Annotated in this window: 25 protein-coding genes and 1 pseudogene; 14 read left to right on the forward strand and 12 right to left on the reverse strand. The window is 59.1% G+C overall.

Annotation, left to right across the window (positions count from 1 at the left end; translation table 11 throughout):
* Positions 1–165: 165 nt before the first annotated feature.
* From FIU28_RS25160 to FIU28_RS25180, 5 genes are all read right to left on the reverse strand, one after another.
* Positions 166–345, reverse strand: coding sequence for a hypothetical protein (locus FIU28_RS25160; RefSeq protein ID WP_143575801.1), 180 nt, complete (start codon positions 343–345; stop codon positions 166–168).
* 816 nt (positions 346–1,161) lie between these two features.
* On the reverse strand, positions 1,162–3,345 hold the full coding sequence (gene mdoH / locus FIU28_RS25165; protein WP_143575802.1) for a glucans biosynthesis glucosyltransferase MdoH: 2,184 nt from the start codon (positions 3,343–3,345) through the stop codon (positions 1,162–1,164).
* Positions 3,333–4,841: a glucan biosynthesis protein G gene (locus FIU28_RS25170; protein WP_143575803.1), complete on the reverse strand. Its 1,509-nt coding sequence runs from the start codon at positions 4,839–4,841 to the stop codon at positions 3,333–3,335. Before FIU28_RS25170 ends, mdoH begins: the two co-directional genes overlap by 13 nt.
* Positions 4,842–5,418: 577 nt before the next feature.
* Positions 5,419–6,030 (reverse strand): hypothetical protein, encoded by a 612-nt coding sequence (locus FIU28_RS25175; RefSeq protein WP_143575804.1) that lies wholly within the window; start codon positions 6,028–6,030, stop codon positions 5,419–5,421.
* Between the two features lie 15 nt (positions 6,031–6,045).
* Positions 6,046–6,360 carry a hypothetical protein gene (locus tag FIU28_RS25180; protein ID WP_143575805.1) on the reverse strand — a complete coding sequence of 105 codons (315 nt, stop codon included), beginning with the start codon at positions 6,358–6,360 and terminating at the stop codon, positions 6,046–6,048.
* A gap of 355 nt (positions 6,361–6,715) precedes the next feature.
* Between FIU28_RS25180 and FIU28_RS25185 the strand changes: the two genes are divergently transcribed.
* Positions 6,716–6,880 carry a hypothetical protein gene (locus FIU28_RS25185; protein ID WP_246660806.1) on the forward strand — a complete coding sequence of 55 codons (165 nt, stop codon included), beginning with the start codon at positions 6,716–6,718 and terminating at the stop codon, positions 6,878–6,880.
* Between the two features lie 41 nt (positions 6,881–6,921).
* Here FIU28_RS25185 and FIU28_RS26600 read toward each other — a convergent pair whose 3' ends face one another.
* Complete coding sequence (locus tag FIU28_RS26600; RefSeq protein ID WP_168203040.1) at positions 6,922–7,080, reverse strand: hypothetical protein; 159 nt, start codon at positions 7,078–7,080, stop codon at positions 6,922–6,924.
* A 385-nt stretch (positions 7,081–7,465) separates the two neighbouring features.
* On the opposite strand from FIU28_RS26600, the gene FIU28_RS25190 reads away from it, so the two are divergent.
* The 3 genes from FIU28_RS25190 (at position 7,466) to FIU28_RS25200 (ending at position 8,389) form a co-directional block, all read left to right on the forward strand.
* Positions 7,466–7,870, forward strand: a complete 405-nt coding sequence (locus tag FIU28_RS25190; RefSeq protein ID WP_143575806.1) for a DUF1236 domain-containing protein — start codon at positions 7,466–7,468, stop codon at positions 7,868–7,870.
* Positions 7,871–7,941: 71 nt separating this feature from the next.
* On the forward strand, positions 7,942–8,139 hold the full coding sequence (locus FIU28_RS25195) for a hypothetical protein (RefSeq protein WP_143575807.1): 198 nt from the start codon (positions 7,942–7,944) through the stop codon (positions 8,137–8,139).
* A gap of 64 nt (positions 8,140–8,203) precedes the next feature.
* Positions 8,204–8,389 (forward strand): hypothetical protein, encoded by a 186-nt coding sequence (locus FIU28_RS25200; RefSeq protein WP_143575808.1) that lies wholly within the window; start codon positions 8,204–8,206, stop codon positions 8,387–8,389.
* On the opposite strand, the gene FIU28_RS25205 is transcribed toward FIU28_RS25200, so the two are convergent.
* On the reverse strand, positions 8,386–9,705 hold the full coding sequence (locus FIU28_RS25205; protein WP_143575809.1) for a histidine kinase: 1,320 nt from the start codon (positions 9,703–9,705) through the stop codon (positions 8,386–8,388). The two genes, FIU28_RS25200 and FIU28_RS25205, sit on opposite strands and share 4 nt — an antisense overlap.
* A gap of 88 nt (positions 9,706–9,793) precedes the next feature.
* Between FIU28_RS25205 and FIU28_RS25210 the strand changes: the two genes are divergently transcribed.
* Together FIU28_RS25210 and FIU28_RS27395 are read left to right on the forward strand one after the other, a co-directional pair.
* Positions 9,794–10,426, forward strand: coding sequence for a response regulator transcription factor (locus FIU28_RS25210; RefSeq protein ID WP_441351256.1), 633 nt, complete (start codon positions 9,794–9,796; stop codon positions 10,424–10,426).
* 27 nt (positions 10,427–10,453) lie between these two features.
* The gene (locus FIU28_RS27395; RefSeq protein ID WP_143576403.1) at positions 10,454–10,666 is read left to right on the forward strand and encodes a DUF3606 domain-containing protein; all 213 of its coding nucleotides are present in this window, start codon (positions 10,454–10,456) and stop codon (positions 10,664–10,666) included.
* A gap of 676 nt (positions 10,667–11,342) precedes the next feature.
* On the opposite strand, the gene FIU28_RS25220 is transcribed toward FIU28_RS27395, so the two are convergent.
* Positions 11,343–11,585: a hypothetical protein gene (locus FIU28_RS25220; protein WP_143575811.1), complete on the reverse strand. Its 243-nt coding sequence runs from the start codon at positions 11,583–11,585 to the stop codon at positions 11,343–11,345.
* Positions 11,586–11,819: 234 nt separating this feature from the next.
* On the opposite strand from FIU28_RS25220, the gene FIU28_RS25225 reads away from it, so the two are divergent.
* The 7 genes from FIU28_RS25225 (at position 11,820) to FIU28_RS25255 (ending at position 17,140) form a co-directional block, all read left to right on the forward strand.
* Positions 11,820–12,563 (forward strand): DUF1236 domain-containing protein, encoded by a 744-nt coding sequence (locus FIU28_RS25225; protein WP_143575812.1) that lies wholly within the window; start codon positions 11,820–11,822, stop codon positions 12,561–12,563.
* 123 nt (positions 12,564–12,686) lie between these two features.
* Positions 12,687–12,974: a hypothetical protein gene (locus FIU28_RS25230; protein ID WP_246660807.1), complete on the forward strand. Its 288-nt coding sequence runs from the start codon at positions 12,687–12,689 to the stop codon at positions 12,972–12,974.
* A gap of 69 nt (positions 12,975–13,043) precedes the next feature.
* Positions 13,044–13,568: a hypothetical protein gene (locus FIU28_RS25235; protein ID WP_143575813.1), complete on the forward strand. Its 525-nt coding sequence runs from the start codon at positions 13,044–13,046 to the stop codon at positions 13,566–13,568.
* Between the two features lie 135 nt (positions 13,569–13,703).
* Positions 13,704–14,849 carry an AI-2E family transporter gene (locus FIU28_RS25240; protein WP_143575814.1) on the forward strand — a complete coding sequence of 382 codons (1,146 nt, stop codon included), beginning with the start codon at positions 13,704–13,706 and terminating at the stop codon, positions 14,847–14,849.
* 600 nt (positions 14,850–15,449) lie between these two features.
* Positions 15,450–16,193, forward strand: a complete 744-nt coding sequence (locus tag FIU28_RS25245; protein WP_143575815.1) for a cache domain-containing protein — start codon at positions 15,450–15,452, stop codon at positions 16,191–16,193.
* Positions 16,194–16,200: 7 nt separating this feature from the next.
* The gene (locus tag FIU28_RS25250) at positions 16,201–16,575 is read left to right on the forward strand and encodes a sensor histidine kinase (protein WP_143575816.1); all 375 of its coding nucleotides are present in this window, start codon (positions 16,201–16,203) and stop codon (positions 16,573–16,575) included.
* Positions 16,576–16,816: 241 nt separating this feature from the next.
* Entirely contained in the window at positions 16,817–17,140 is a 324-nt protein-coding gene (locus FIU28_RS25255) for a nuclear transport factor 2 family protein (protein ID WP_143575817.1), read from the forward strand.
* A gap of 672 nt (positions 17,141–17,812) precedes the next feature.
* On the opposite strand, the gene FIU28_RS25260 is transcribed toward FIU28_RS25255, so the two are convergent.
* From FIU28_RS25260 to FIU28_RS25275, 3 genes and pseudogenes are all read right to left on the reverse strand, one after another.
* The gene (locus tag FIU28_RS25260) at positions 17,813–18,979 is read right to left on the reverse strand and encodes a sugar ABC transporter substrate-binding protein (RefSeq protein ID WP_246660808.1); all 1,167 of its coding nucleotides are present in this window, start codon (positions 18,977–18,979) and stop codon (positions 17,813–17,815) included.
* Positions 18,979–20,325 carry a sensor histidine kinase gene (locus FIU28_RS25265; protein WP_246660809.1) on the reverse strand — a complete coding sequence of 449 codons (1,347 nt, stop codon included), beginning with the start codon at positions 20,323–20,325 and terminating at the stop codon, positions 18,979–18,981. Before FIU28_RS25265 ends, FIU28_RS25260 begins: the two co-directional genes overlap by 1 nt.
* A 932-nt stretch (positions 20,326–21,257) precedes the next feature.
* Positions 21,258–22,031 (reverse strand): annotated as a pseudogene (locus FIU28_RS25275) (EAL domain-containing protein).
* 121 nt (positions 22,032–22,152) lie between these two features.
* Here FIU28_RS25275 and FIU28_RS25280 point away from each other — a divergent pair.
* A complete protein-coding gene (locus FIU28_RS25280; protein ID WP_143575818.1) occupies positions 22,153–23,478 on the forward strand; it encodes an MFS transporter in 1,326 nt (441 codons plus the stop codon).
* Between the two features lie 680 nt (positions 23,479–24,158).
* On the opposite strand, the gene FIU28_RS25285 is transcribed toward FIU28_RS25280, so the two are convergent.
* On the reverse strand, positions 24,159–26,069 hold the full coding sequence (locus FIU28_RS25285; RefSeq protein ID WP_143576407.1) for a diguanylate cyclase domain-containing protein: 1,911 nt from the start codon (positions 26,067–26,069) through the stop codon (positions 24,159–24,161).
* Positions 26,070–26,515: the final 446 nt, after the last annotated feature.

Below are 26,515 nucleotides of genomic sequence, written 5' to 3' on the forward strand. Positions count from 1 at the left end.
GCCAATTCACATCCACGAACGCCCCTAGACCGCAGCTCAATTAGCGAGCGGTTAGAACTGTAGTTTTCGATATCAAGACCAACCTCGCTCGCCTGCTGGCAACGTCGGCATCTCACCTCAAACTGCTCTAGCCATCATCATTATGATGCAAGATGCAGAATGCAATTACCGCTCGGTCACAGGCCGCACCTGATTGGCGACTTCGGGCTGCCCGGAGATCACTGCGATTGCCTCGGAGATAAGTGAAATCATCTCTTCAAGCTGCAAGCGCGTCGCTCGATTGCGAATGACGACGAGATCATTCCTTAAGACAAGCAGTTGAGCACGGCGCGACGCTTCTAACATTGTGGCTCCCATGGCATGGGAACCGCCCAAGCGTGGCATTCGGTGATGATTATCAAATACCACTCATGACATTTCGGCGCACTCGACATGTGAGCAAGTCTGCCATGCACTCTGTTCGTATTTGCGTCTCTGTGGATGCCGTGAGGAAACAGACAGAAAATAAGTGGCCATCCGGTACCCGAGTATTTTTAAGCTATAAATACCGGCTATGAGCTCATTCCAGTTGCCAACGCATGGCGACGTTTTGCGATCGTTGAGACTGTAGGGCTGCTGCAACCTTTAGCCCACTACACTGCGCTCCATGACTGGCCTGCTTTCAACCATCCGGCGATCCCATCATTACGTTCACTGTCCTCTGGACGCCCCCTGTATCGCTTACTCAGCTTTGGCCTTCGCTTGGAGACGACGCCAGCCTAGGAATAGGTGGGGTGGGGCTGGCCACAGCGGGTACCATCTGCCCCCAACACTAAGAAGATGTGGGGCGAGATGTAGGCTTTCGCTCATCACGAAGGCTATATGATTGATATTATTATCGGATTTCAATGAAATGGCGGAGGGAGAGGACCTGGGGTCGAACCTTCTCCGCGCAAGTCAGCGTTCTAAGCAGTACACCAGCGTTCTGGCTAGGCCATCGGTAAAGAGGCCGGCGCGAACTTCCCCCACTTTTGGCCTTCTTTTCAGAGGTACTGTTCTCAATGGCCGCAAGAGGCTGATTGCGGGGACCGCCAGTGACTAGGCCAACTGCCCCGGGCCAAGGCATCATCGTAGTCAAATTTCACGCCGCATCGCACTTGGTCGAAGCCAGACGGTGGCTAGTCAGGCTCCAGCATTCGCTGGTCCGGGCAGATCGTACAGTTGCTGAAGCGCCGACCGGCTGTTGAGCACCGCGAAGCTTTCGCGCGGCGTAAGATAGCTCACGGCCTCGTCGAAATGTTCAGCCTCCGCAATCTTGGCGAGGGCGATGGCGAGATCGGTGTCGATCTGGCCACGGCTGCGAGGCGCTTCGATCAGCGACAGCAGGTGCGCATTGTGCAAGTCTGCGTCGGCACGTAGCGCGTGCAATGGACTCGCGCTGTAGCCCGGCGCCGCCAGCGCAAGCGCATTGGCGCGGGTAAGCACAGTGGGCGGCACGTTCTGTTCCGGCGTGCCGAACAGACCTGCTTGCTGGCCCGCTTGCAGCAGGCGCGATGACACCATGGCCACCGGCACCGACAATAGCAGTCCCAGGATCACTGGCGTCATCCACAGAAACAGCGGCAATGACACGACAAAAGCGCTGATCGCCATCAGTACGCCGACGAATGTCGGCACGGCGTATTTGCGGACCACCTCGCGAGCCGGCACGCCGCCATCGTCGCGGCGCTGTACCTGCCAGCCCGCGTCGCGGCCGAGCAGAATTTCGCCCACCGCGGACGACTGGAAGATCATCATCACGGGGGCAATGAGGCCGGACAGAACGGTCTCGATGATGATGCCTGCGAACACGCGAAAGCCGCCGCCAAAGTGCCTCCGGTTTTCGCTTTGGGTGAGCAGCAACACATAGGCGAGCAGCTTGGGCACGATCAGCAGGCCCATGGTGCCTCCGAACACCCAGGCTGCACGCACAGGATCCTGCGCCGGCCATTGCGGAAACAGCGAAAAGCCCTTCGCGAAATATTCGGGACGCACGAACTGCGCCTGCAGCGAGATAAGGATGCCCAGCACTAGGAACATCAGCCAGAGCGGTGCGGTCAGATAGGAGCCGATCCCAGTCAACAAGTGCAGGCGCGACACCCAATGCAGCCGCGTTGCCGGCAATACGGCCAGATGCTGCAGGTTGCCCTGGCACCAGCGGCGGTCGCGTGCGGCGAAATCGAGCAACGACGGCGGGCACTCCTCGTAGCTGCCGCCGAGTTTCGGCGCCATGTGGATGGCCCACCCGGCACGCCGCATGAAGGCGGCCTCGATGAAGTCGTGGCTGAGGATATGGCCGCCAAACGGCTTGCGTCCGGACAGTTCCGGCAGGCCAGCATCGTCCGCAAAGGCACGAACCCGGATAATGGCGTTGTGGCCCCAGTAGTTGCCTTCTGAGCCGTGCCACCAGGCGATGCCGGATGCGATCACCGGCCCGTATAGCCGGCCGGCGAATTGCTGCATCCGCGCGAACAGCGAGCGCGCATTGACGACGATGGGCAGCGTCTGGATCAGCCCGACGCCGGGATGCTGTTCCATGCCGGCCACCAGACGCACGATGGTATCGCCGGTCATCAGGCTGTCGGCGTCGAGAATGATCATGTGATCGTATCCGCCGCCGAACCGCTTAACCCAATCCTCGATGTTGCCGGATTTCCGCGCCACGTTACGCGGTCGGTGGCGGTAGAAGATGTTTGGAGCCCCAGCCGCGTCGCGCCGTAGCTGCAGCAGCGCCTGTTCCTCGGCGATCCAGATCGCGGCATCGGTGGTGTCGCTCAGCACATACCAGTCGAAATGCGCGCCATGGCCAGTCTCTGCCGCCGACTCCCAGATTGCCCGCAGCCGCGCGATGATCCGGTAGGGATCTTCGTTATAGGTCGGCAACAGCATCGCGTTTCGGCTGCAGATTGCCGGCAGGGGCGCCAGCGGCTCGATGGCCAGCGGATCGCGTCCGCGCACCAGCAGCAGGGCGAAGCCCGCCATCGCCGACATGAAGGAGAAGGCGACCCAGGCGAACAACAGCACGAACAGTCCGAGCACCATGCCTTCCAGGATGGTAACGCCCCCGACCTGCAACACTTCGAACATCTCGTAACCGCCGGCCGCCGACAGCGCAGCGGTGCCGAGCAGGATATAAGCCCGCCGCAGCAGGGTCGGCATGGGCTTGAACTGTGTACGACGCTGCGACGCCTCCGGGCCGCCGAGCCCGTGCGAAAACATCGCCAGCGGCATTTCCGGAGGAAGAAACGGAGCGCCGACAGCCACCGGCAGGTTGCCCGTGGGCGCCGCTAAGGGCGCCACCGACGCCTGCACATTCAAGGTGTCCATCGGTAGACCCAGACTTCCGAAACCGGCTGATCCTCCTGCATGAGGATGGCGCGTAACTCGACCGGCGTCTTGACCTTGGCTGCCATTTCGAAGCTCAGTCGCCAGCCGCCGGTCTGCGGGTTACGCTGGGTGACGATGTTGCGGATTTCGGCTTTCTCCGCCGTAACCACACCCTTGATTTTCGTAGGATCGACGGACTTCAGCTTGTCGCCAATCAAATCGAGCACGAACAGTTTGGTATCGTCGCCGCGAGAACCGACGCCGCTGCGAGAAAAAATCGCCAGCGCCGACGGCTTTGGCTGGTCGGGTCCCCAGTGCAGCCGGTAGGTGAACGCCTGTTCGCCCCTGGCCGGCAGCACGTTCTTCGGACGCCAGAAGCTGCCGATGTTGTCGTGGATCTCCTCGTTGGTCGGGATCTCCAAAAGCTGCACCGATCCCTCGCCCCAGTCGCCGATCGGCTCCACCCACAGGCTGGGGCGCCGTTCGAAGCTGGATTCAAGATCCTGATAATCGGAAAACTCCTTTTGGCGCTGCATGAGCCCGAAACCCCGCGGGCTGCGGTCGCCGAACGAACTGATCTGCAGATCACGCGGGTTATGGAGTGGCCGCCATAACTGTTCGCCGCGCCCGTTGAAGATCGCGAGGCCGTCAGAATCGTGCACTGCGGGGCGGAAGTCCTCGACTTGCTTGCGATCGTTGGGCCCGAAGAAGAACATGCTGGTGATGGCGGCGAGCCCCGCGGTCTTCAGCTCGACCCGCGGGAATATCACCATTTCTACGTCGAACACGGTGGTCTCGCCTGGCCGGATAGTGAACCTGTAAGCCGCTGCAGCGCTTTCACTGTCGAGCAGCGCATGTATCACAATGGAGCTGGCATTGGCTGCTGGCTTCTCGATCCAGAATACCCTAAACGCAGGAAATTCCTCACCAGCGGCCTCACCGGTGTTGATCGACAGGCCTCGCGACGATAGTCCATAAACTTGCCCTTTAGCGACCGCGCGAAAATAGCTGGCGCCGAGAAACACACAGACCTCGTCGTAATAGTCGGGCCGGTTGATGGGAGCGTGCAGACGAAAGCCGCCAAATCCAAGATCGCTGCCGGCCGCTGGTGGCGGCGTGGTTCCGAACGAGAAGTTCTCCGGCTTGTACGGCACCTGCGTCGCCTGCCCATCAGCAACTTCATAGATGTCGACCCGGTTCGTGTAAAACGAGCCCCGGTGGAAGAACTGCACCTCGAACGGCAACTTCTCACCGCGCCAAAGTGCTTTCTCAGGATTGAAGCGCAACGCGCGGTAACGGTCGTAGTCGAGATCCTTCAAACTGTCCGGCAGCTTGTTGTCCGGCGCCTTGAACGGCTTGGACGCCGCATCACGTGCCAACTGCCTGACCATGGCCGCATCAAAAGGCACTGCCCCCGGCGCCGCTGCTGCCCCGCGCCGCAGGACCGTTAGCAACGGCAGTGCCGCCGTCGCGCCGAGAAGTTGTCTACGGTTCAAGGGGTCCTCCGACGTGTTCGAACAATGCCGAACAACACGCTTCACACCATCGAGTTCCACGAAACGGAACACCTAAGGTACAAATTGCCGACATTTCCCGTCTCGGTCATCGAAATTAATCAATCGTCGGAATGAGGGTTTCGTCGAGCGCGCACGAGAGCAAGTTCAGCAGTTCCAGGGTACTGAGGCGTTCACGCCCCGGCCGGGGTTGAATGCCAGCCATGAGAATCCTGAATAACCATGCCTGAATCGAGGTCGGGCGCAACTGCGGCCAAGCGCTTCAAGCAATTCCCCCGGGGACTGCCGGCACCGGCAAGGATAGCCAAATCGGTGTTCATGGCAGCAACCGTGGCCCGGCCGTTCGAATAGCTCGCTAACACTTTCAAGATTGCAACCTGTAACAATACTAAATCTCCTTACCCGACGATCTATAACGGGCCATCCCGCCATTCCCGATTTCTCCCGTAGTGCAATGTCGTGAGAACTCTTGTGTACGGCACTGTTCAGCAGCCGTACATCATTATTGAATCGAGCTCAGCTGATTAAGAAAATGGCCCGCCGAAGCGGGCCATCATTGTCATCGCGAAGTGGTGTGTAGTTCGCGCTCCTTGCGCACCTGAGCGGCGTCATAGGGCTTGCTGGCCGCATCATATCCGGTCCAGCCGGACTTCTCCCAGGTCGCCCGTCGGTCGTTCAAATTGACCGACGATGGGCTCATGAGAGCCTCGAGTCGTACACGGTCCGCTTCATTAACCTTGGCAGACACCAGCGTGCCGCCGCGGCGGACGCCCTCTGCATAAACCGGCGCATCTTCTTTCGAAACGCCGGCTTCGGTCAGCGCGCCAATCAGACCGCCGGTCGCAGCGCCCGCTGCGGCGCCTAGAGCGGTAGCGGCCAGCCAGCCCGCAGCCACCACAGGTCCCAAACCGGGAATAGCCAGCAGACCTAGACCTGCCAGCAGCCCGGCGGCACCACCGAGCCCGGCGCCGATGCCGGCACCGGTGCCGGCGGCCTCGGCACGCTCGTCGACCCCGTCGCCATCGCGATCCTTCTTACCGTCGAACCAGCCGTCGGAATTATTGGCGACAATGCTAATGTCAGCGTGCGGTACGCCATTGGACTCAAGGCTTTTCACAGCCGCCTGGGCCTGGGGATACGAGTCGTACAAACGTGAAATGGTAACGGTCATAAATTGGCCTCCCTGTTACTTAGCTGCGTTAACGTTGCCTTGGAAATCGATGCTGATAGCGCTGCTCGAGCCGCCTTTGCTCGCCTTACCGCGCCACACGCCGTTGTCGTCTTTCTTCAACTCGGTCACGTTGCTGTAGCCCGCCTTCTCGATGGCGCTCTTGGCTTGGCCCTCGGTGAACGAGTTGCGGCCCGCGACCGGCGCATTGGAGTTCTTCTGCTCGCTGTTCACAGCGTTGTTGCCAGGCTTGTCCTTGGCAGCCGGGGCCTGTGCATGGGCTATACCCGCGGTCAGGAGCGCGGCGATACAGATTGAAAAAAGGCGTTTCATTGGTCCCTCATAGGTTGATGTTGGGACCGTCTAACCGACTGCAAGCCGACGTGTTCCATCGCCGATGTCGATTCGCTGTATCGACATATTGAATGGCTGATGATTGGGGTCGTTTCCTTTTCATCCCGACTCAGGTTTGACGCCGCACTTAGACTGTTAAAATATAGTTCTTCTAGGGCTATCACCGCTTTTAGAAATATACATGGATTTCGGGAATTTTTGGCAATTCTGGAATTTTTGCCGCGCATTTGCGCCTCGCAGTTGATAACTGCAGAACCTCAAATGAAACCGTTCTTGATCGCAGGTACCCTGGCTGCCTTTCGTCACGTCGGCCTTCGCTCAAACGACCACCGTTTTGAGCGACTCTCACGTGGTCCGCGACGCCACCACTAAGCTGTGTACCACCGTCGGTTCCCAGCCGACCACGAGGACGACGACCGTGGTCGATAACGGCACGTTCAAGGCATGTACGGAGGCCGAGACAAGCATGAAGACCATGAAGGTCCGCACCGAACACTAACACCGACCAGCACTTGCCCATCCAAGCCGGCGGATGCTGTTTCAAATTCCATCGCTCTGGCCGCTTTGCGGACGATCGAGTGACAGGTTCTTCGTCAACCAGATCGGGCCGCGCCGCAGGTAGCCCTGATGGTGCAGAGTGATCGGCGGGAGCCGTATTCCAAAGCGCTGCTTGAATATCCTCAGCACGGCGATGGCCATGGCCACGCTCTTCCTCTGCAATATGCGCAAACACTTTTCCGATCGTGGATAAGGTCCGGCCAAATCTTCGGCAAAGCTGATGTGGATACGGCAGACTTCCGCTTCCGCAGAGATGGCGATTGCAGGGATTTCCCGGTCCTTGAGTTCCTAAAGTCCTTTGAACGGGTCCCCTGTCCTCACTCGGAATTACTTAGATACTCGTAATTACCGTTCTGTATAAACAGATAACGCGATAACGACCGGTTTTTTGATCGAATTGATCGCTGTACGTAAGCCCAATTCCTCAACATTCAACATTGAAGTTTTTCGGGAAAAAGCGGCAAACCGGTGGAACGACGTTTGCTGTTGCCAGTTCTGAACTCGCCAACAACAAGGAGAGAACATCATGAAACTCATTTCCACCGCTGCATTAGCCGTCGCCTCGATAGCCTGCTTCTCGCCCGCCATCGCCCAGAACGGACCGGCCGGCGGAGCCGTCGGCGGCGCTATTGTCGGTGGCGCTGTGGGCGGTCCGGTCGGCGCTGCCGTGGGCGCTGCTGCCGGCGCCACCGCTGGTGGCATTGCAGAGGCTAACCGTCCCCGCTTCCACAGCTACGTCACCGAACGCCGCCACCCGTCCTATCGCTACGAGCGCGAAGTACGGGTCGGCGCCGAACTGCCGGACAGCGGCGTGACCTATTACGAAGTGCCGCGTGAATATGGTTCGACAGCCTACCGCTACACCGTAGTTAACGACCGTACCGTCCTTGTCGACCCGGGAACCCATCGCATTGTCGACGTGATCGACTAAACGCGCTCTGTCGAGGCGGCACGAGGGCCGCCTCGACGTCGTTTCCGTTCATTCCATGCGGGAGCAATGTGATGCCTCTTTTCCGTTATTTCGTGTGCGTGGGCGCGGTCCTGATGGCTGCGCTGCTTTTCATCAGTAATGGCGATGGTCGGCCGGCGCAGCGCGCATCAGCAGCCTGGACGTCAGCGGATACGCTCCGCAACATGGCGCATCATGGCGAGCCACAAAGCTCGTCGAACATCCAGACGGCGATCTATCGCGGGCCGTGACCAGAGCGTCGCGTCGGCTAATTGTCAACGTGCGGTCATTAGATTTCGCGGGAGCTCACCCATAGTGGACGATTTCCAGCTTACTACCATCATCGCCAAAGCGATCGGCACCTGTGCTATCGAACACCAGGGCGACGCCCTGACCATCTCCAGCGAACAAGCGACCTGCGTGGCCAAGGTGATCATCACGGCCCTCGCGCAGGCGGGCATGGCGATTGCGCCGTGCAAGACGGCTGCAGATCCGGATTAGTGCGGAGCAGCCAGCGGCAGGCTGCACTGGATCGTGGTCCATTCATCCGTCCGGACATACGCGAACGTTCCTTGAAGCGCCCGCAACCGCTCGCGCATGCCAGTCATGCCGCGACCAAAGGTCGGCTGCTTAGGTGCTGAAGTCCCATTGTCGGCGACCTCCACCAGAATTGTGTCGTGCGATACCTTAGTCTTCACATTCATCTTCGACGCGCCGGCATGCTTGAGCACATTGGTGATGCTCTCCTGCAAAACGCGATATACCGTTTGCGCTACGACGCTGTCCGCCGCGACGATCTGGGGATCGATCGCGAAGGTCACGATCATATCGGGCACCTGCGCGTGCACATCCCGCAACAGCTTCTGGATGCTCGCGTCAAGGCCAAGCTCTTCGATTAGCAGCGGACGCAGGCGGTCCAGGATTCGGCGGTTGGTAACCTGAAGAGCCTCGACCGCCTCTAGCACGCGCTGCTTGATGGGCCTGGCCGGTTCCCCACCTTCGCCATCGTCGTCGATCATGGCTGTGACGTTGGCGCGAATTGCGAAGAGTAGCGGACCAAGTTCGTCGTGCAGCTCGCGCGAAATATCCCGGCGCTCCTCGTCCTGGATGGATACCATCCGGCGCAACAGACTTCGGTTCTCCGAATTGAGGCGGCTGAGCGTCACAGCCAGATGGTTGACTGACAGGCAGCTTTCGCGAATTTCAGGCGGGCCGGAGCAGTCGACGTCCGTTGTGAAATCGCCGATCCGGAGCCGCGCCAGACCCTCGGCGAGATCCTGCAGCGGACGCAGCGCGGCGCCGATCATGGCGAACGTAATTAGACTGGCCAGCGCGGCCAAGATGATGCACGCCGCGAGAAGCGATAGAAAGCCGATCCACTTTTCGTATACCTGTGCGGAGAGGTCCGGCTCGTATGCGAGATCACCCACGCGCCGGCCCTGGATTTGGACCGGGATGTGTTGAGCGAGGTCCGGCAACAGCAGCGCCTTGACGAACCAGTCCGGCACCTTGCCGGGCGACTTGGGCATTGGTGCCGGCACCTCACCACTACGACGAAACCGGATCGCGTTTGCTGGCGACGATTGCAGTTGGTCGACGAAGGCTTGGAGAGTCGCATCAGGGCTGGTAGATGCCGCGAGCGCAGCGTTCAGGGCTGAGGCGACGGTAATGGCGGACCGTGCCGCTGGCTCATTTTCCTCAAGAATTTGATCCGACGCGAACATCCATAGCAACGTTCCGCCTGCCATTAGCGCGCCGAGAAACATACCGCCCAGCAGCACGCAAATGCGTTTGCGCAATGAGAAAGTCTTCCACATTGGAATTATTAAAGCGTACAACCGGGCACCATTGCTCTAGCCAAAGCGTTAAATTCGGACAAGCATAACATAATTGAGAGATTTTCCGATGCCAGCAGCCGTAAAACTCCTGATTGTCGACGATCATCCTGTCGTGGTGTCAGGCTGTCGCTCGCTGTTTGCGTCTGACCCGTCGATTACGATCGACGACGCCGTGGACGAAAAGTCCGGACATCGGGCCTACCTTGCCAAGCGACCCGACGTAACCATAATCGACATCAACCTGCCGGACCTGTCTGGCTTCGAACTGATGCGGCGAATTCGCAGGGACGACCCCAAGGCGCGGATCATCATGTTCAGCATGAATGACGACCCTGCCTTTGTGGTCCGTGCCATTGAGCTCGGCGCCCAAGGCTATGTGTCGAAAGGTGACGACCCGCGACTGCTGATCAAGGCCGTCCGCAAGGTTGCCGCGGGCGAGAATTTTATTAGCCCGCATCTGGCGGAAGCCGTCGCCTTCTCCGGCGCGGCAATCAGGGCCAATCCGGCTACCAACATGTCCGCACGCGAGCTCGAAATCTTGCGGCTTCTTAGCCGCGGCGACAAGATTGTCGAAGTCGCCGATACGCTCGACATCTCGTACAAGACCGTCGCCAACACGACCTCCATTTTGAAGCAGAAGCTAGGGGCGCGAAATCACTCGGATCTCGTCCGCATCGCTGTCGAAATGGGATTGAGCTAGCGCCGCTCAGTACAGGTAGTTGACGAGCTGGCCAATCAGAGCGAGCGCGACGGGAGCCATATCTCCCTGCAGCGCGCGGCAGAAACCCGCTTCTGGACGCGGCATCATGGCGTCAAGCGCGCGGCACGGGAGGCGATGATTGCCAAGGTCGGCAATTCAGCCACGGCTATGCAAAGAAACTGTCTGCGACCGGCAAAACGGACCCAACGGCCTGAAGCCATCACATCTGCGCCGACGTGACTGCCGTTTAAACGCGCCGTTCGCCTGCCCTTTAGCGGCAGGGTGCCATTCAAATTTGGCATCACGCAAGGCTAGAAGCAATGGGAACACGGCACGACCCACGTAGACGTCATCGCGCGCGCCATCGACTAGCTTGATGCGTGCAAATCGAACACTTGGCAGAGCGTTGCCGACGTCTATGCGTCTGACGCCAGAATGGCGATTGCGGGTGCGTAGTTGCGCGAACCGCCAAGCGTGCTGCATGGTTCTTCCGATATTATGGCGTATTGGCGCGAAACCTTCGACAAGGCGCCACGTGCCGCCTTCGAGCTAGTCGGACTGTATCCCGGGAATGATAGTGTGATTCTTATCTATTACGACTAGCAACTTCAGCGGGTTAGCGAATTTTTGGAGTTCGATGCCGACCGTTTCATCAAGCAGGCAGTGCGCCACCTAATCCCGCTGCAGCGACAGGTCTATGGCACGGAAGCGCCTCCAGACCTGCAGGATGCGACGCAGAAACGCCCAGCCATCCTGCAATGCGAGGCCCGGCAGAGCCTCGGCGAAGCGCGACGCCTTCCTGTAGGCTCGGCACGCAATGACTTGCGGCAACGCGCTGTGGCGTTGCGTGCGCTGGCCCAAAGCGGAGCTTCGCCTGGCTGAAGGCGGACGCGTGTCGCGTCCGCCAAGACCATTATCAGTGATGGCGATGGCCGCGACCACGGCTCCAGCCATAGTGGTGACCGCGCCCGCGAGACCAGCCATAGTGATGACCGCGGCCACCGCGATGCATGCCGCCGTGACCATGGCCGTGGCCGCCGCGCACCTCGATGGTGTCGGCCGAGGCATTAATGGGTGCTAGCGGCATCGCCGAAACCGCTGCAGCGCTACCCGCCGTCAGCAATAGAGCGGTAATGCCGGCCATCATCATGCGTGTCATGTTGCGTCTCCCTTAGGCCGCACCACGCGACCATTGACACAAGTTCCCGGTCTTTGTTCGGTTCCGAGTTGCATCAAAAGGCATTTGCCTCTTCGATGAAACAGTTTGCGACCCTCTCGCGCGCTTTCAATTGCATCTTTGTCCCGATTTATCACCGTGATTGTGGAACCTGATGCCACGGCTTGCCGTTCTAGCGCAGGACCGAATGTGCGGTTTCACAATGGAGGACACAGAATGAGCAAGACATTTATGGGATCAGTTGCGACCATCGCCCTGATTGCCACCACCAGCTTGGCCCTGGCGCAGGGAGCGGGAATGAGCGGATCCAAAGGCGGCGAAGCGCCGGCCGCGGCGCCGCGCACCAGCGAGGCTCCATCGTCCAGCACGCCAGCCACAAAGGGTGCCGCCAGCGACACCAAGTCGATGACCGATTCCAAATCCGCACCAGACGCCAAGTCGGCAGCGGACTCGAAGGCCCCGACTGACTCGAAAATGGCGCCAGCGGCCAAGCCTGCCAGCACGGCCCAAGACAAGACGGCTGTACCGTCGGACACAAAGGCTGCGACGGATACCAAGAGCAGCACTGACAGCAAAACCGCGAACGATACCAAGGCCGCCACCGACAGCAAGACGGCGACCGACTCCAAGACCGGCAACACCAAGACGGGTGACTCTAAGACCGGCGCGGCGGCTACCACGGGCAATGCGGCGACGTCGGCAACGGCTGCTCCTCCTGCCGAGAAACGCACGCAGATCACCAGCGCAATCCGGCAGGAGCGGGTCGAAGAAGTTCGCAACGTGAATTTTAACATCTCGGTCGGCGTGGCCGTGCCATCGACGGTGCGCTTTCATCCCGTCCCGACGCGGGTGATCGAGATCTATCCGGAATGGCGTGGCTATGACTTCATCGTGGTCAATGGCCGCTACGTGATCCTTCGACCGCAGACGCACGAGATCGTCTACATCATCGAGGGTTAGGCTCGGCACCGCCTATCGGTGCCAGGACGCAAGTTCCTCGTTCAACTGGTCCTGCCCTGGCTTGTCCGCGGCAGGATTTTTTTGCTAGCGCCGCATGCGATATCGCCGCCGCCAGCGGAACGATTGCCATTTTTTCCCGTTATTGGCCATATTGAAACGGGAAGTACCGACATGAAGCTATCAGCTCACGCATCTGCCGCTGCGGTTGCAGCGACGGTGTTCACAGCAACCTTCGCCAGCGCCCAGGATGTCCCGGTTCGCGTCGGCGACGATCGTGGCATGTCGCGTGATTACGACCGCGGCTACTTTGGCCAACTCGCCGAATATCGCGGCAATCGTGGCTGGCATCGGGGCTGGCGCAACCGCGACCGGGTCGTCATGGTCAAGCATCGTCGTCAACGTTGGGACTGATCGCTGGAGGTGGCCTTGGAAAGGGCCACTTTCTTCTCGCCGTAGCTTCTCCGACACAAGGTCATCCGCATGACGTTTCTCCGCCCCATCGATTACCGCGTGTTCGCTTTCGTTACTTTTGCCGGATTTATTATCGTTGCATTTGTGGCACTGAACGCCGCCATATCTGGCTCGGATCCGGGGCGCGGCAACCCGCCGTCGGCACCGTCGAACCTGCCGCTGGCACAGGCCACGGCCGATGTGCCGGCTGTTGCACCTGCTCCCGAAAGCCCGGCTGCAACCGCCAGCAACGCTTGCGAGACTCAGAACTGGCCGTATTATTCGGGGGGGTGCCTGCGCGGCGAAGCCACGGTCGAAGCACCGCGCCAAGTCCATGTGCAGCCCGCCTCCACAACGCCGACGCCGCCATCGACACCCGTCACCGTCGCACTCGCCGACACCAGTACGCGCCAAGCGACCAGCCCGCGCCAGCATAGTCAAGCACCCCGGCGCCGTAAGGCGCAGCCGATCCAGCGCTACGCAAGCCGCCCGTTCGTGCGCGAGCGTCAAGCGCAGCCCGAGACCTTCGGCCAGGCTTTAGCGTTCAGCTGGTAGGCTAGGCCAGATGTAGCGTCTGCGGCGTGGGCCCGCGCGCGTGGCTTGGATGAGCCGTCAGCTATTGCAGCTTTTTCCCATCTGGAACCGAATTGCCGCCCAGAGGTTCTGTCGTGCACAACAGGATAAAGTGGAATGGCGGCGAGAGTGGCGACGAGTACGGCGAGGGAGAAGTCATCCGAGAAGGTTGGTGACGAGTTCGCCAGCACCGTGAAAAAGCCACTGCCCTTGGGCGCCCGCGCGCGGATGAACGCCAGAATTGTTCTTGCCTTGGCTATTTTTGGTCTGGCTTTGTGGACAGCCGCGAGCTTTTTGCCGGCGCTGATCTGGGCAACAATCCTCGCGGTCTCTTTGTGGCCGCTATACCTCAAATTTGCAGCACCCTTTTCATCCGGTCGTCGATCCAATTTGGCAGCGTTCATCTTTACCGCAATCGTTGCGCTGGTCCTATTCACGCCGATGTCCCTTGCGGTTTACCAAATAGCTCAGCAAAGTGACGTGCTCTCAACCTGGCTCAAGCGTGCCCAAGAAAGCGGGGTTGAAGTTCCCGACTGGGTCTCTCGCCTGCCGGTTGTCGCGGAAAGTCTGCAATCTTGGTGGCGAGCAAACCTCTCAGACCCGAAGGCTGCGACTGCATGGCTGCAGTCAGTCAATGCAGACCACGCGTCGGAGCTTTTCAAAACGTTCGGCGGACAACTGCTCCATCGGCTATTTCTATTTTTATTTTCGCTTTTGACCCTGTTCTTTTTGCTGCGCAACGGTCGCGACATCGCTAGCCGCTTCTTAGAAACTTGTGACCGCCTAATCGGCAATGCTGGGGAGGGTTTGGTCGGAAAGATGGTAGATGCCACGCGCGGCACTGTGAACGGCACGGTATTGGTAGCCGTGGGCGAGGGCTTGCTCATCGGATTTGGATACTTCGTCGCGGGCGTTCCAAACCCGGTATTATTTACAGTACTGACGACGGCCTTCGCGATGCTCCCGTTTGGCGCATGGATCGCCTTTATTACTGCGGCGGTCGTCCTGATTTCCGGCGGCGGGAGCGGTTTGGCGGCCGGTGCCGTTTTCTGCTGGGGCGCGATAATCATGCTTGCCGGTGATCACTTTGTATGGCCGACCTTGGTGGGCGGCTCGACACGCCTCCCGTTTGTTCTCGCTTTTGTCGGAATTTTCGGCGGTCTGGCGACCTTTGGACTGTTTGGCCTATTCCTTGGGCCGGTTGTCATGGCGGCTTTGTTGACCGTCTGGCGGGAGTGGATCTTCCGGCCAACAGCACAATAAGATTGAATGTGAGAGGAACGCCCATGAGACGGCGGGCAGAATTAACGCTCCACTCTCACTTCGCTGAGAGCTTGAGGGCTATCCCGGAGATCGAGGGAATCGCGTATAGCGGCGCTCAAGCGTGGCTACCTTCGACAGTCGTCGTCACGGTCTGCTCACTTAGAGCGCTGTTGCGGTCACTTAATGAACATTATGAATCATGATTTCGTTGCTTTCCGGTGCCTCCCGGTCCGGCGTCACTTCTAAGCAATAACTGCCGATTCGGCGCTCGGCATATCAATTTTTTTTGCCGAGAACCACGCGGTGAATATTTGACATTGGGCCTCGTCGAAGTCAGCCGTTGCGCTAACTTACCTAACGACATAAATGCTAACGGCGGAAAAGAGACTTCGTCTGCCTCACTCATGAAGGCCGTTACTTCACTCGCGGATCATTGCAGAGAAGCCTCTTATCGGGCAATCTCAGACAGTTATGTTTCGAAGGACGCTAATGTTGGAATCAAAAGTTCCTAGCGAGTGACTAGTGCTAGCAACTATTAGACAGCGCCTATTTCTATTATTTTTAATCATCGCGATACCATTGATAGTTGCAAACTTGTTCGTGATCAACCGTCTCGCGACGACGCAGTCAGAGGCGCAAAAAGTGTCTCTGGTCGGAACCACTCGAGCTTTGGCTGCGGCAGTGGATGCAGAATTAAAAAAATATGCCGTTTTGGGATATAGCTTAGCGACGTCGGTCACCCTCGAAGATGACAACCTCGAACGTTTTCGCGCGCAGGCGTTAGATGCGGTCAAGAATTTGCCCGGCACTTGGGTTGTCGTTGCCGATGCACCAGGCCAACAGCTTCTGAATTCCTTGCGACCATTTGGTGATCAACTTCCACACGTCGTCCCGCTAGCGGTGCATCAGCGAGCGTTTGAAAGCGGCACTGACCAGATAGGTGGCGTTCAAATCGGTCCTGTCGCGCGGCGACCTGCGTTGGGTGTTTTCGTTCCTATTTTCAAAGGCGGCAGACCCAAATTTAACATTGTCATCGGTTTGGATGCGGGCGGTTTTGCCAAGGTTCTGGAAAGTCAGCAACTTCCGAAGGGCTGGGTAGCTGGGATCGGCGACCGCGACGGCAACTTCGTCGCTCGAAGTATCGACAACGATCGTTACGTCGGAAAGCAAATTAGTTCTGGCTGGTGGGAGGCCTCTCAACATTCCGACGAGGGATATATCGAGAATTTATCCATGGAGGGCACTCCTCTGGTTTCGGCGTTTTCCAATCTGAAAGGGAGTAGTTGGACCGTAAGCGTTGGCGCAAGCAAGGCGAGGCACCGTAGATCTGAGACACGTCTTTGAGAGCGAGTTGAGTAGTTATCAAGATGAAAACCGGACCCGCATCTTGATGCACGGATCTACCATTTTGTTAAACGCCAAAGATGCCGTCGCGATTAGCATGATTCTTCATGAACTGGCCACGAACGCAGCCAAATATGGGGCGCTTTCCAGCTCAGCTGGTAGGCTCAAAATAGCCTGGGTCGAATTGGCTGACGAGAAGATAAGAATCGATTGGCAGGAGTTAGACGGTCCTCTCGTTCAAGACCCGTCTCGCAAGAGTTTCGGAAGCAAGCTAATCAAAAGCTTGGCGTGTGATCTAGCTGGAACGGCGGTCTCGGACTTCCTGCCGGAAGGCCTGCATTTTTCAATGACGTTTTTGAAGTCAGAAAAACCTGAACTATAGTCGTTTGGAATGCGACTCGTTACGAGCTTGCTGTGCAACTTGATAGTGCAAATATAGTGCAGGGTAGTAATGACGGCTACGTGTTCTGCTACGTGAGTCAAACCGGATGTAAAACGCGGAATGGCGCAAGAACTACCAATTATTGAGAAAACAAGCAGTTCAGATGAATAGGGCGTTCAGAAGATGTTCACTTGACAGATTCTAAGACCCGCCATGAAATATTTAGCGAGAGGTTGGGCATATGTCTATTGATCCGATGGCAGCGACGATCGACTGGCTTGACGCCTATCGAGCAGGTGACCTTCGTACGATCCTCAGCTTGTACGCCGAAGACGCTACGATCGAGTGCCGCTGCAATGGGGGTGCTACCATATCGGGTCATACTGCCTTGCGCGCTTACTGGCGGGACCGTTTGCTACAATATCCGGCATCCGACCTTGATAACTTGAGACCGACAAATAATGGCGCGGCTATTGCCTATTCGAGCAATGGGGGCGTGTACCGCTGCGACCTCGAATTTAATGCGACCGGCCTGATTGATTTCCATAGCTGCGGCCCAGATTGACAAAAGTTCCGCACTAACATCGGGCTGTTAGCTTCGGTATCAAATCCGCTGAATGCTCGGTTGCAGATCCCAGCCAGCAAGTGGGCTTTTCTATTTTAAAAGCAACTTTCTGCATACGGACCACCCTAACCGTTCCGATGCCCCTAAGCCGTAGAGTTTTGATACCCCCCCCGAGAGGCAAGCTTGATGAGGAATGCGAGCGATCGCCAAGGGCGCAAGCTCCGCGTCGGGCACGCGCAATATGATCAGCGCTACAAATACTAGTAGATTGCCACGTTAGAGACGGATGGCTTTGCACATTGAGCTTTTATTTCTTACTGCGTGAGCAGCCTAACCGGTACGACGCCTCTATTGGCACCGTGATCACCGCTATGCTCGCTGATGGGCTTTCTGGATTGAGGTCAGACTTTCTTTGGATGAAACACCCTAACCGGTCCGATGCCCTTACCCCTCAGAGTGTTGACGCGCCTCACCCCCGAGAGACAGGCTCGCCCGCTTCAATCAGCCGAACCGGTCCGACGCCCCTGTTGGCACCCACGCCGTGCGCCGTCATTCGCCCGTCGTCGGCCGTCAGATCTGGAGCGGTGGCATGACGGGCGCGTGGTGCAGCCGCGCGACTGCCGCAGTCTTTCTGGCTGACAACTATGGCTTCTTGCGCGGCGCCGGCGATGCTTATTTGCGCTCGGACGACCACGGAAACGCGATGAAATTCTCCCGGCTGTCGAAGCAGATATTGCCGTACATGCGGAGGTAACTGTCGCGACGCGCCGGCTCATTGTAGACCGCGGCGGGATCGGTGAGATCGGCTTCGTATCCGGCGATGTTATCCAGCCGCAATGCTTTCGGCAGAATATCCATGGCCTGTGGAATGCTCTTGCCGTCGAGCCAGTCCGCCGCGTGCTGGCCCATGGCATAGCTGAAGACCGGCGCGGCCAGGCTGACACTGGTCTTGTAGGGGCCCCCTGCCTTGATCTCGCTGACCGCGGCGGGTTCGCCGTCGATGCCGCCGAGGAATTGATCCGGCCGTGTCTTGCCGGCCTCGCGCAATGCGGCGAGCGCGCCCAGCACAACCGTATCGGCGCCGAGGACCACGTCGATATCGGGTTCCGCGATCAGGATCGTGCGCATCATCGCCGCGCCGCCGGCTTCATCCACCGTCAGCGGCGAGATATCGGCCACGATGGTGACACCCGGCATGTCCTTGAGGGAATCCCGCATCGCTGCAAACCGCGGCGCGAGAAACTGAAGGCTGTCGTGGGTGAGCAGAACAACCTTCGCCTTGCCCTTGAGGCGAGTCCTGATGTAGCTGCCGGCTTCGTCGCCCAGCACCTTGCCGGTGAGATATTGCGGAGCGTTGAGGATCGAGGTCGCCGGCGGCGGCACCACGGCGCCGACATAGGCGCCGGACCAGATCATCTGCCGGAGCACCGGGCCGATGGACGGCGGATCGACCGGCGCGATGACCATCGCCCCCACCTTGGAATCCAGCATGGCCTGGACCTGCGCCACCATTTTTGCCGGATCGTTGTCGGCCTGGGCGACGCGGTACGTCAGCCCGCGGTCTTTGGCTGCCAGCGCCAGCCCCTGGGATACGCCCTGCATGAACTTCCGTTCGTTGTCCTGGGCGAAGGCCAGCACCCTTTCGAGCCCGGGCGGACGGCTGCAGGCGGGCGCCTTCGGATCGAACGGCTGCAGCACGACGGGACGTGTCAGGCCTGGCGGCCCCTGCTGCGCCGACACGGCACATGGCAGCAGCAGGCCGCACAGGATCGCCGCTGCAGCGCCCCTTGCCCGACCATGGACTAATCCCAACGCGGCCATCAATACTTGTCGGCTCATCACGCGAGATCCGTGGGGCAAGCGAACGCCAGTCTGGCGCCGCAACCGGGATGACGAGGGAAGTATTCGACTTCAGCGCCGATCGTGCGCGCCATGGCGGTGACGATCCGGGTGCCCAGACCGGATCCTTTCGCAGGCGCGTCGACGCTGCGGCCGACGCCGTCGTCCTCGACCACCAGTTCTGCAGCGGTGCTGGACAGTCGTTTAAGCCGAACCCGCACTTCGCCGGCGCGATCCGGATAGGCGTATTTGAAGGCGTTGGTCACCAGTTCGATCACGATGACTCCGAGGTTCACACTGGTATCCGGCTTCAGTTTCAGGGCCTCGAGGTCGGTCCGGATCGAGGCGCCATGACCTTCATTGCGCATGGCCTCTTCGACATTGCGGAGCAGGCTCGACAGGTAGTCGTCGAAATCGACGAAGCGCGCATCGCCTGAACTGTAGAGGCTCTTGTGAACCGATGCGATGGCATCTATGCGTCCCTGGGTCTCCCTCAGGGCATCCTTGGCGACGCGGTCTTCGATATTGCGGGACTGCAGGCTGACAAGGGCGGACACCATGGTCAGGCTGTTGGCGATGCGATGATTGACCTCCGCCAGCAGCACTTCCGCCTTGTCGCGCGCATCCACCAGATCGGCGGTCCGGTCGCGCACGCGTTGTTCGAGGGTCGCATTGAGCTGCTGCACCTGGTCGCGGGTCTGCGCCACCTCGCGGGTGTAGCGATAGATCGTCAGGATGACGCCGCCGACGCCGCCCATGATGATCAGTCCGCCGACGATCGACACCAGGCGTAGCCAAGTGGCGTTGGAGCGCTGCTGCGTCAGCCCCCTGGTTAGCCGCTCATCGGTGGTACGGATGATGCTGGACAGGAAGACGTTGGCTTCGTCCATCAGCGCCTTGCCGCGGTTGCTGCCGAACGCCGCCAGTGCGTCGGATTCGCGAAATTCGCGCTTCGCCGCGATGGTCTGGTCCATATCCGCGATCTTGTCGGCGACCAGCCGGGTCAGCCTGTCGAGCAGGCGGGCCGTGGCAGGAAACGGCTGCAGCGCGGATTTCAGGCGCGCCAGCTGGGTGTCGACCAGCGCCTTGGCGCTGTCATAGGGGGCCAAGTATATCTCGTTGCTACTGACGAGATAGCCGCGCTGGCTGGATTCCGCGACCTGCATAGCGGCCCTCAGCTCGACGGCCGCGATCCGGGTGTTTTGCGCACTGGTGGCATCTTCGGCGTAGACCTGCGCTTTTTCGCCCAGCCAGACCGTCGTCGAAATGATGCCAGTAAGGGCAAGCAAGCCGACCGTGAGCAAAACGATGGTCAGGTTGATGACGAGGCGACTTGAAATCGGCATACGACGGAGAAGCCTTATCGGATGAAGTGCCTGACATTACGCATGCTAAACCTATCTGAGTTCGAAACTTCCTGCGAGTCTGATGGCTTGGAGCGTAGTCCCCTGAGGGCCTGACGTACTGCCCGAGCGCATTGGCGAATAATACGGCCGGGCCTGACCAGCAGGGGGACTTGGAATCAACTTGGACTGGCTAGAACCAGCTTAGCGCTTCGATTGACCTTTATAAGGTGATTGGGCGCTGCGCTCAGCTGGTGGCCCCATTTGGCAGCAATGAGCAACGGGCGCGGCAAGACGGGCAAGTCATCCGATTTCGACCCCATTTCAAGAAATGGGCGCCGTTATAGCAGGCGATCCACGTCTTCATCAACCACTGGTTTACGGACATCGGCGGCACTTACCAATGCGACACATGTTTTGCCAATGGGGCTGCGTGCCAGTCAGCTTCCGCGTTATCCGCAACTCCCACCCGTTTGGATCGGGCGCTCAGTCTGGGGTTCGACAGCCAACCAGGCGCCAGCGTCGAACAGCCGTTTGAGGCCGTCGAAACCGTCCGGGCGGACAATTAAGATAGATGTCAGCGCACTGGTCCTGACGATCGCTGCATTGGGAGAAGCCGCGGCAAGGAATATCTGCTGCGAGGTTCACCACGGCGGAAAGGCGACAGCGACGACATCGGCGCCGGGACGAACCTGCAAGGACAGCGAGGCCATGACCACCCAGCTGGCAAGCAACAGGACGACGGCATGAAGCCAAGCCGGCCATCTGCTAGCTAGCGCAATTGCAGTATTAGACCCCATTGATCCTGGTTAGCGGGACATAGCTAAAGTTATGTAAACAGCGCTTCGGCCTGACCAACCGACGGCACCATACCCATGTACGCTACCTTACTACGCTGACTGGCGGCGTGAGGCTCCGCAAAAGGAAAAGTCTCTCTAACTTACGCTACGGATCAGGATGGGCTGATCCAGCAACGGCACATCGGGCAGCGCCATCAACGCAGGCTTTGTGAAATGATAGCCCTGAAACAGCGAAATGCCGGCAGCGCGCAGCACGGTGAGCTCGGCGGCGCTCTCAACACCCTAGGCGAGCACGATGATGTCGAGTTCGCGCGCAATCCCGACAATGCCGGCGACGATCGCCTGCTTGGCGCGGCTGAGATGGATGTTGCGCAGCAGTTCCATGTCGATCTTGATCAGGTCGGTCTGCAGCCGCGCTAGCAGGCCGAGGCCGGCATGGCCGGCGCCGAAGTCGTCCAGCGCCGTCATGAAGCCGAATTTCCTATACGCCTCAACGATCCTCTGCACATGCGCTACGTCGGTCATCCTCTCGTTCTCGGTGAACTCGAACATCAGGTTTTGGTGCGGAAAGTCGACCCGCTTGGCCGCGGCCAGCGACTTCTGAATACACGCCGCAGGCTCGTAGACGGCGTTCGGCATGAAATTGATAGACAGCCGCAAATGCGGCTGCTTGAACAAGGCGCCGGCGGTCTCGATCGCCAGGACGCGGGCAGCTTGGTCGAAGCGGTACCGAATCTCTTCGGTAACCTGATCGAGCACCGAGAAGGCGGACTCGCCGTTCGGGCCACGCACAAGCGCCTCATAGCCCCACACGCGGTTGGCCTTGAGGTCGACGATCGGCTGAAAAGCCATCTTGAATTCGAAAGGGAGAGCGACTTCTTCGCCGCATCCTGCGCACTTGCCACCCATGTCCACTCGCCTGCCAATTTCTGATGCTTGCAAAACAGCAGTTAGAGTAATGGCGAACAGCTGAAAAACCGGTAAATGGGCTACAATCGATATCGGACAGCCGTCAGCAAGGACGCCCAACATGCTCTCTGTTATGGCCAATCGCACCTACCGTCATCTGTTCGCAGCGCAGGTCATCGCGCTGATCGGCACCGGCATGATGACGGTGTCGCTTGGCCTTCTGGCCTTCAAGATCGCCGGCGACAAGGCAGGTGCCGTGCTCGGGACCGCGCTTGCCATCAAGATGATCGCCTATCTCGGCGTGGCGCCCGTCGTCGGCGGCTTCGCCAATCTGCTGCCGCGCCGGGCCTTCCTGGTCTCGATGGACCTCACGCGCGCCGCGGTGGCGCTGGTGCTGCCGTTCGTCGATCAGGTCTGGCAGGTGTACCTACTGATTTTCGTGCTGCAGTCGGCCTCTGCGGCGTTCACGCCAACCTTCCAGGCGACCATTCCGGACGTGCTTCCGGACGAGGCCCAGTACACCCGGGCGCTTTCGCTGTCCCGGCTGGCCTACGACATGGAGAGCCTGGTCAGCCCGATCCTGGCCGCGGCGCTGCTCACGGTGATCACCTTCCACCTGTTGTTCTTCGGAACGGTGATCGGCTTCTTCTGCTCGGCGGCCCTGGTGCTGTCGGTAACCATTCCTCAGCCCCAGGCGTCGGAGCGCAAGCGAGGCATATACGACAACACCACGCGCGGGATCCGCATCTACCTCGCTACGCCCCGCCTGCGCGGCCTGCTGGCGCTCAACCTGTCCGTCGCCGCAGCGGGCGCCATGGTGATCGTCAACACCGTCGTGCTGGTCCGCGGGATGCTGCACAGATCGGACACCGACGTGGCCATCGCTCTGGCATGTTTCGGCGGCGGTTCTATGGTGGCAGCACTTTCGCTGCCGAGATTGCTCGACCGGGTGCCGGATCGCCCGGTCATGCTTTCGGCGGCAGGGCTGCTCGCAGCGGCGCTTCTGTGTTTCGGCCTGCTGGTATCGACGTCTGTGGCCACGGAGTGGGTCTGGCCGGGCCTGCTATCAACGTGGGCGGTGCTCGGCGTCGCTTATTCGGCCGTCATGACGCCGTCCGGACGCTTACTGCGGCGCTCGGCGCACGCAGCCGACCGGCCCGCTGTCTTTGCCGCGCAATTCGCCCTGTCGCACGCCTGCTGGCTGCTGACTTATCCGCTGGCCGGCTGGCTTGGCTCGGGGGCGGGATTGGTGCCGACCTTGCTTGTGCTCGCAGCGGTCGCGCTCTCCGGCGTTTTACTAGCCCGAACGGTGTGGCTCGCGTCGGACAACGATGTGGTCCCGCACCGCCATCCCGATCTGCCTTCGAACCATCCTCACGTGCACGGCGAACACGCGGGACATGCCCACGCGTTTGTGATCGACGACCTGCATCATCGTTGGCCCTAATGACAGCAGGCCCGACTTGATACGATCACGCGTTGGGCGACATTTAATTACCTAGTAGAAAGAGGCGAGGCTGATTCGCACATCAGTTGTTATGGAACGCATTCCGGGGGCAAATGAAGCGTCTGGCAGAGTCAGATGCTCTGAGCGTGCGACTTTCTCTATTGAACTTTGAACTTATTCTGTGGGGACCACCCTAACCGGTCCGATGCCCCTAGGCCGTAGAGATTTGATACCCCCCCCCCAAGAGCAAGCTCTGCCAGGACGGGGACTATTCCTCCCTGCGTGAGCAGCCTAACCAGTCCGATGCCGCTATTGCCACCTTGATAACCGGTGTGCGCGCTGATGGGCTTTCTGGATTGAGGTCAGCCTTTTCCTGGATGAAACACCCTAACCGGTCCGACGCCCCTAACCCTGTGAGTTTTCACCCCCCCCCTTCATCTCGGAGCGGCCACCAAAAGGCCCTAGGCCATGAAACCATAAATCCGCCAGGCTGATGCCGCGCCAGAGTCCGCTCTGCATCGATAGTCGACGTGCTGCTGCGCAGCAGCACCACGACGTGCCAATAGCGGAAGAGATTGATCTTAGGTCACTTGGCGGTTCGCAGGTACTTGGTAGCGCTATGAAGGTGGCCGATTGTTCCATCAGTCGAGACCGTGGTGTTCTTGATGGTTCCGAGGGCCTTAGGCATTCCTTCCCTTCGACAACTCTACTATTGTGCCCGACGTCACTAGTCGATCGCGCCCCTCATCCTTCGCAACATACAGTGCTCGATCTGCTGCCTCGACCAGCCATGAGCTTGACGCTTTGGCGTCTTGGACGAAAGCTATTGCGCCTCCGATGCTCACGGTCACTTTTTGGGATGGGAGGTTCGCCTGATGATCGATGCCAAGGACGGCAAGAGAGTCCCTGATCTTGCTTCCCATCAGTTCGCATCCGGCGCGATCGGTATCGGGCAAAAGCAGAATAAACTCTTCTCCGCCGTATCTTGCCGCTACGTCGGCGGGTCGTCGAGCCGCTGCGGCCAGCGCCTGCGCAACAGACTTCAGGCAAACGTCACCAGCCTGATGTCCGTATCGATCATTGTATTTCTTGAAATGATCGACGTCGATCATTAGCAGTGACAATGGAGTGCCATCCCGTCGCGCCCTTGCCCATTCCCTCTCCAGTTGTTCGTCGAAATGTCGGCGATTGGCTATTCCGGTTAGGCCATCTAAGGTCGCAAGCGAAGACAGCTTCTGCTCAAGGTCTTTATGCTCCGTCATATCGCGCGATATCGCGACGACGCCGTTGATGGCTCCCGTTTCATACTCCCTGGTGACGCGCATGGTGGATTCGATCCATACCTCCGCTTTCTCCCGATGACGGCTGCGATACACGATCCGGGCGTCTTCTTCTTCGCCCCGCTTCAAGGCTGCCACCAGCGCCTTTACCCTCGGGAGATCTTCCGCGTTCACGCCCGCCAGCGCCGGCGTCCCCATTAGCTGTTCCGGTGGCCAGCCCACCACCCGGCTCGATGACGGCGAAACATATTGAATGCGCTCATCCATTCCGATGCGAGTGACCATGTCGCTGGATTCCTCAGCGAGCAAGCGAAAGTCCGCCTCTTTGGCTACAAGTTCAGCGGCCATTCGTTGACGCACCTGCAATTGCCGAACGAAAAAGACGCCAATGACGGCAATTATGAGCAGCAGTGCGAGGACGAATGTCATTCGCACGGCGGCATCCTTGCGCCACGGGGCCAGCACCTCATCCTGTGCTTTGGTAGCTAGGATCAGAAGGGGAAAATGCTCGCTCGTCCTGTAGAAACTCAGCCGTTGGACTCCATCCAGGGGCGATGTGAAATAATACGCGCCCGACGCTGGACGCGCGGCACGATCCTTAAACAACGGTGTGTTCGACAAATCCCGTCCGACATAAGTTCCATCATCGGGGCTGCGCGCGAGCATGATGCCATCGGCACTGAGGAGAGAAACCGCGCCCTTCTTTCCGAGATCAAATCTATCAAAGAATTTCACGAAGTATGCGACGTCAACGGTGGCCAACACGACGCCCGCAAAGGAGCCGTCTGGATGGTTGAAACGCTTTGAGGCGGTAATGATCCATTGTCCGCCGGAACGACTTTTTACAGGCCGGCCGATCAGCAAACCGCGATCGTCTGATTCAGCGTGACGGCGAAAATATTCCCGATCGCTGTTGTTCAGACCGTTCAGGCTCACCGGTTCGGTCGTTGCGAGCCAACGTCCGGTCTCGTCGTAGACGAACAGGCCGCGGATACGGCCCAGTTTTGGTCTGCGCATATCGATGAAGGTCTGAAGCCGCGTGATGGCTTCGCGGCCATTGCCGTCGACTTCAAGTCGATGGACGACGCCATTGAGAACCGTGTCGGCCAGTTCGAATGTATCGGCGGCGTGTTGCGCGAGCGACTGCGCAAGGTTTGCCATGTCGATTTCTGTATTCTTTAGCTCAGCGTTCCTCGTGGACCATTCCCGCCAGCTACTCATAGCGAAGATCGCAACGCAAATGAGCGTTAGGAAGACTGCAGCCCAAATCGGCAATTGTAGGGCAGCGTGTTCTCGGCGGACGGAACTCATCGGGCCGCAAATCTCTTCGAAGGGGATGCAGATAGGCATCACCTTTCCATTAACGTGTTAATTAGCTGTAAAATCTGTAATCTTGTTAGTAGGACGACATAGAATCTGAGGACGCCCACAGGTGAAACTCGGGAATTCAAAAGGCTGACACCTTCAAACTACGGACCCGGGTGTCGTTCGCCAGCGCCTCCGTTCCCTATCTGTCCGCTACCGGTCAAAAGCTGAATTTCTCGGAAGCCATTAATTCAGGTCCGCTATGGGTCAAATGGCGACCTCAGTCTTAGCCCCGGCATGTCTGTACTGCCCCTAAGAGCGGACATGTCCATGACTGACCGCTTCGCGCCAGAAGCGGTCCATGGCCGAAGGCGTATCCGAAACGCGAGGTGGCTTTTGTATTATTTCCGTTGAATGCTCGGGTGCGGATTACGCCCAGCAAGTGGGCTTTT

This window comes from Tardiphaga sp. vice154, assembly GCF_007018645.1.
Classification (GTDB): domain Bacteria; phylum Pseudomonadota; class Alphaproteobacteria; order Rhizobiales; family Xanthobacteraceae; genus Tardiphaga.

Excerpts from the sequence above, each read along its gene's own strand:
- FIU28_RS25160 (WP_143575801.1), bottom strand. The coding sequence starts at position 345 with ATGTTAGAAGCGTCGCGCCGTGCTCAACTGCTTGTCTTAAGGAATGAT.
- mdoH (WP_143575802.1), bottom strand. The coding sequence starts at position 3,345 with ATGGACACCTTGAATGTGCAGGCGTCGGTGGCGCCCTTAGCGGCGCCC.
- FIU28_RS25175 (WP_143575804.1), bottom strand. The coding sequence starts at position 6,030 with ATGACCGTTACCATTTCACGTTTGTACGACTCGTATCCCCAGGCCCAG.
- FIU28_RS25180 (WP_143575805.1), bottom strand. The coding sequence starts at position 6,360 with ATGAAACGCCTTTTTTCAATCTGTATCGCCGCGCTCCTGACCGCGGGT.
- FIU28_RS26600 (WP_168203040.1), bottom strand. The coding sequence starts at position 7,080 with ATGGCCATCGCCGTGCTGAGGATATTCAAGCAGCGCTTTGGAATACGG.
- FIU28_RS25190 (WP_143575806.1), top strand. The coding sequence starts at position 7,466 with ATGAAACTCATTTCCACCGCTGCATTAGCCGTCGCCTCGATAGCCTGC.
- FIU28_RS25195 (WP_143575807.1), top strand. The coding sequence starts at position 7,942 with ATGCCTCTTTTCCGTTATTTCGTGTGCGTGGGCGCGGTCCTGATGGCT.
- FIU28_RS25205 (WP_143575809.1), bottom strand. The coding sequence starts at position 9,705 with ATGTGGAAGACTTTCTCATTGCGCAAACGCATTTGCGTGCTGCTGGGC.
- FIU28_RS25210 (WP_441351256.1), top strand. The coding sequence starts at position 9,794 with ATGCCAGCAGCCGTAAAACTCCTGATTGTCGACGATCATCCTGTCGTG.
- FIU28_RS25220 (WP_143575811.1), bottom strand. The coding sequence starts at position 11,585 with ATGACACGCATGATGATGGCCGGCATTACCGCTCTATTGCTGACGGCG.
- FIU28_RS25225 (WP_143575812.1), top strand. The coding sequence starts at position 11,820 with ATGAGCAAGACATTTATGGGATCAGTTGCGACCATCGCCCTGATTGCC.
- FIU28_RS25235 (WP_143575813.1), top strand. The coding sequence starts at position 13,044 with ATGACGTTTCTCCGCCCCATCGATTACCGCGTGTTCGCTTTCGTTACT.
- FIU28_RS25240 (WP_143575814.1), top strand. The coding sequence starts at position 13,704 with ATGGCGGCGAGAGTGGCGACGAGTACGGCGAGGGAGAAGTCATCCGAG.
- FIU28_RS25255 (WP_143575817.1), top strand. The coding sequence starts at position 16,817 with ATGTCTATTGATCCGATGGCAGCGACGATCGACTGGCTTGACGCCTAT.
- FIU28_RS25260 (WP_246660808.1), bottom strand. The coding sequence starts at position 18,979 with ATGAGCCGACAAGTATTGATGGCCGCGTTGGGATTAGTCCATGGTCGG.
- FIU28_RS25265 (WP_246660809.1), bottom strand. The coding sequence starts at position 20,325 with ATGCCGATTTCAAGTCGCCTCGTCATCAACCTGACCATCGTTTTGCTC.
- FIU28_RS25280 (WP_143575818.1), top strand. The coding sequence starts at position 22,153 with ATGCTCTCTGTTATGGCCAATCGCACCTACCGTCATCTGTTCGCAGCG.
- FIU28_RS25285 (WP_143576407.1), bottom strand. The coding sequence starts at position 26,069 with ATGAGTTCCGTCCGCCGAGAACACGCTGCCCTACAATTGCCGATTTGG.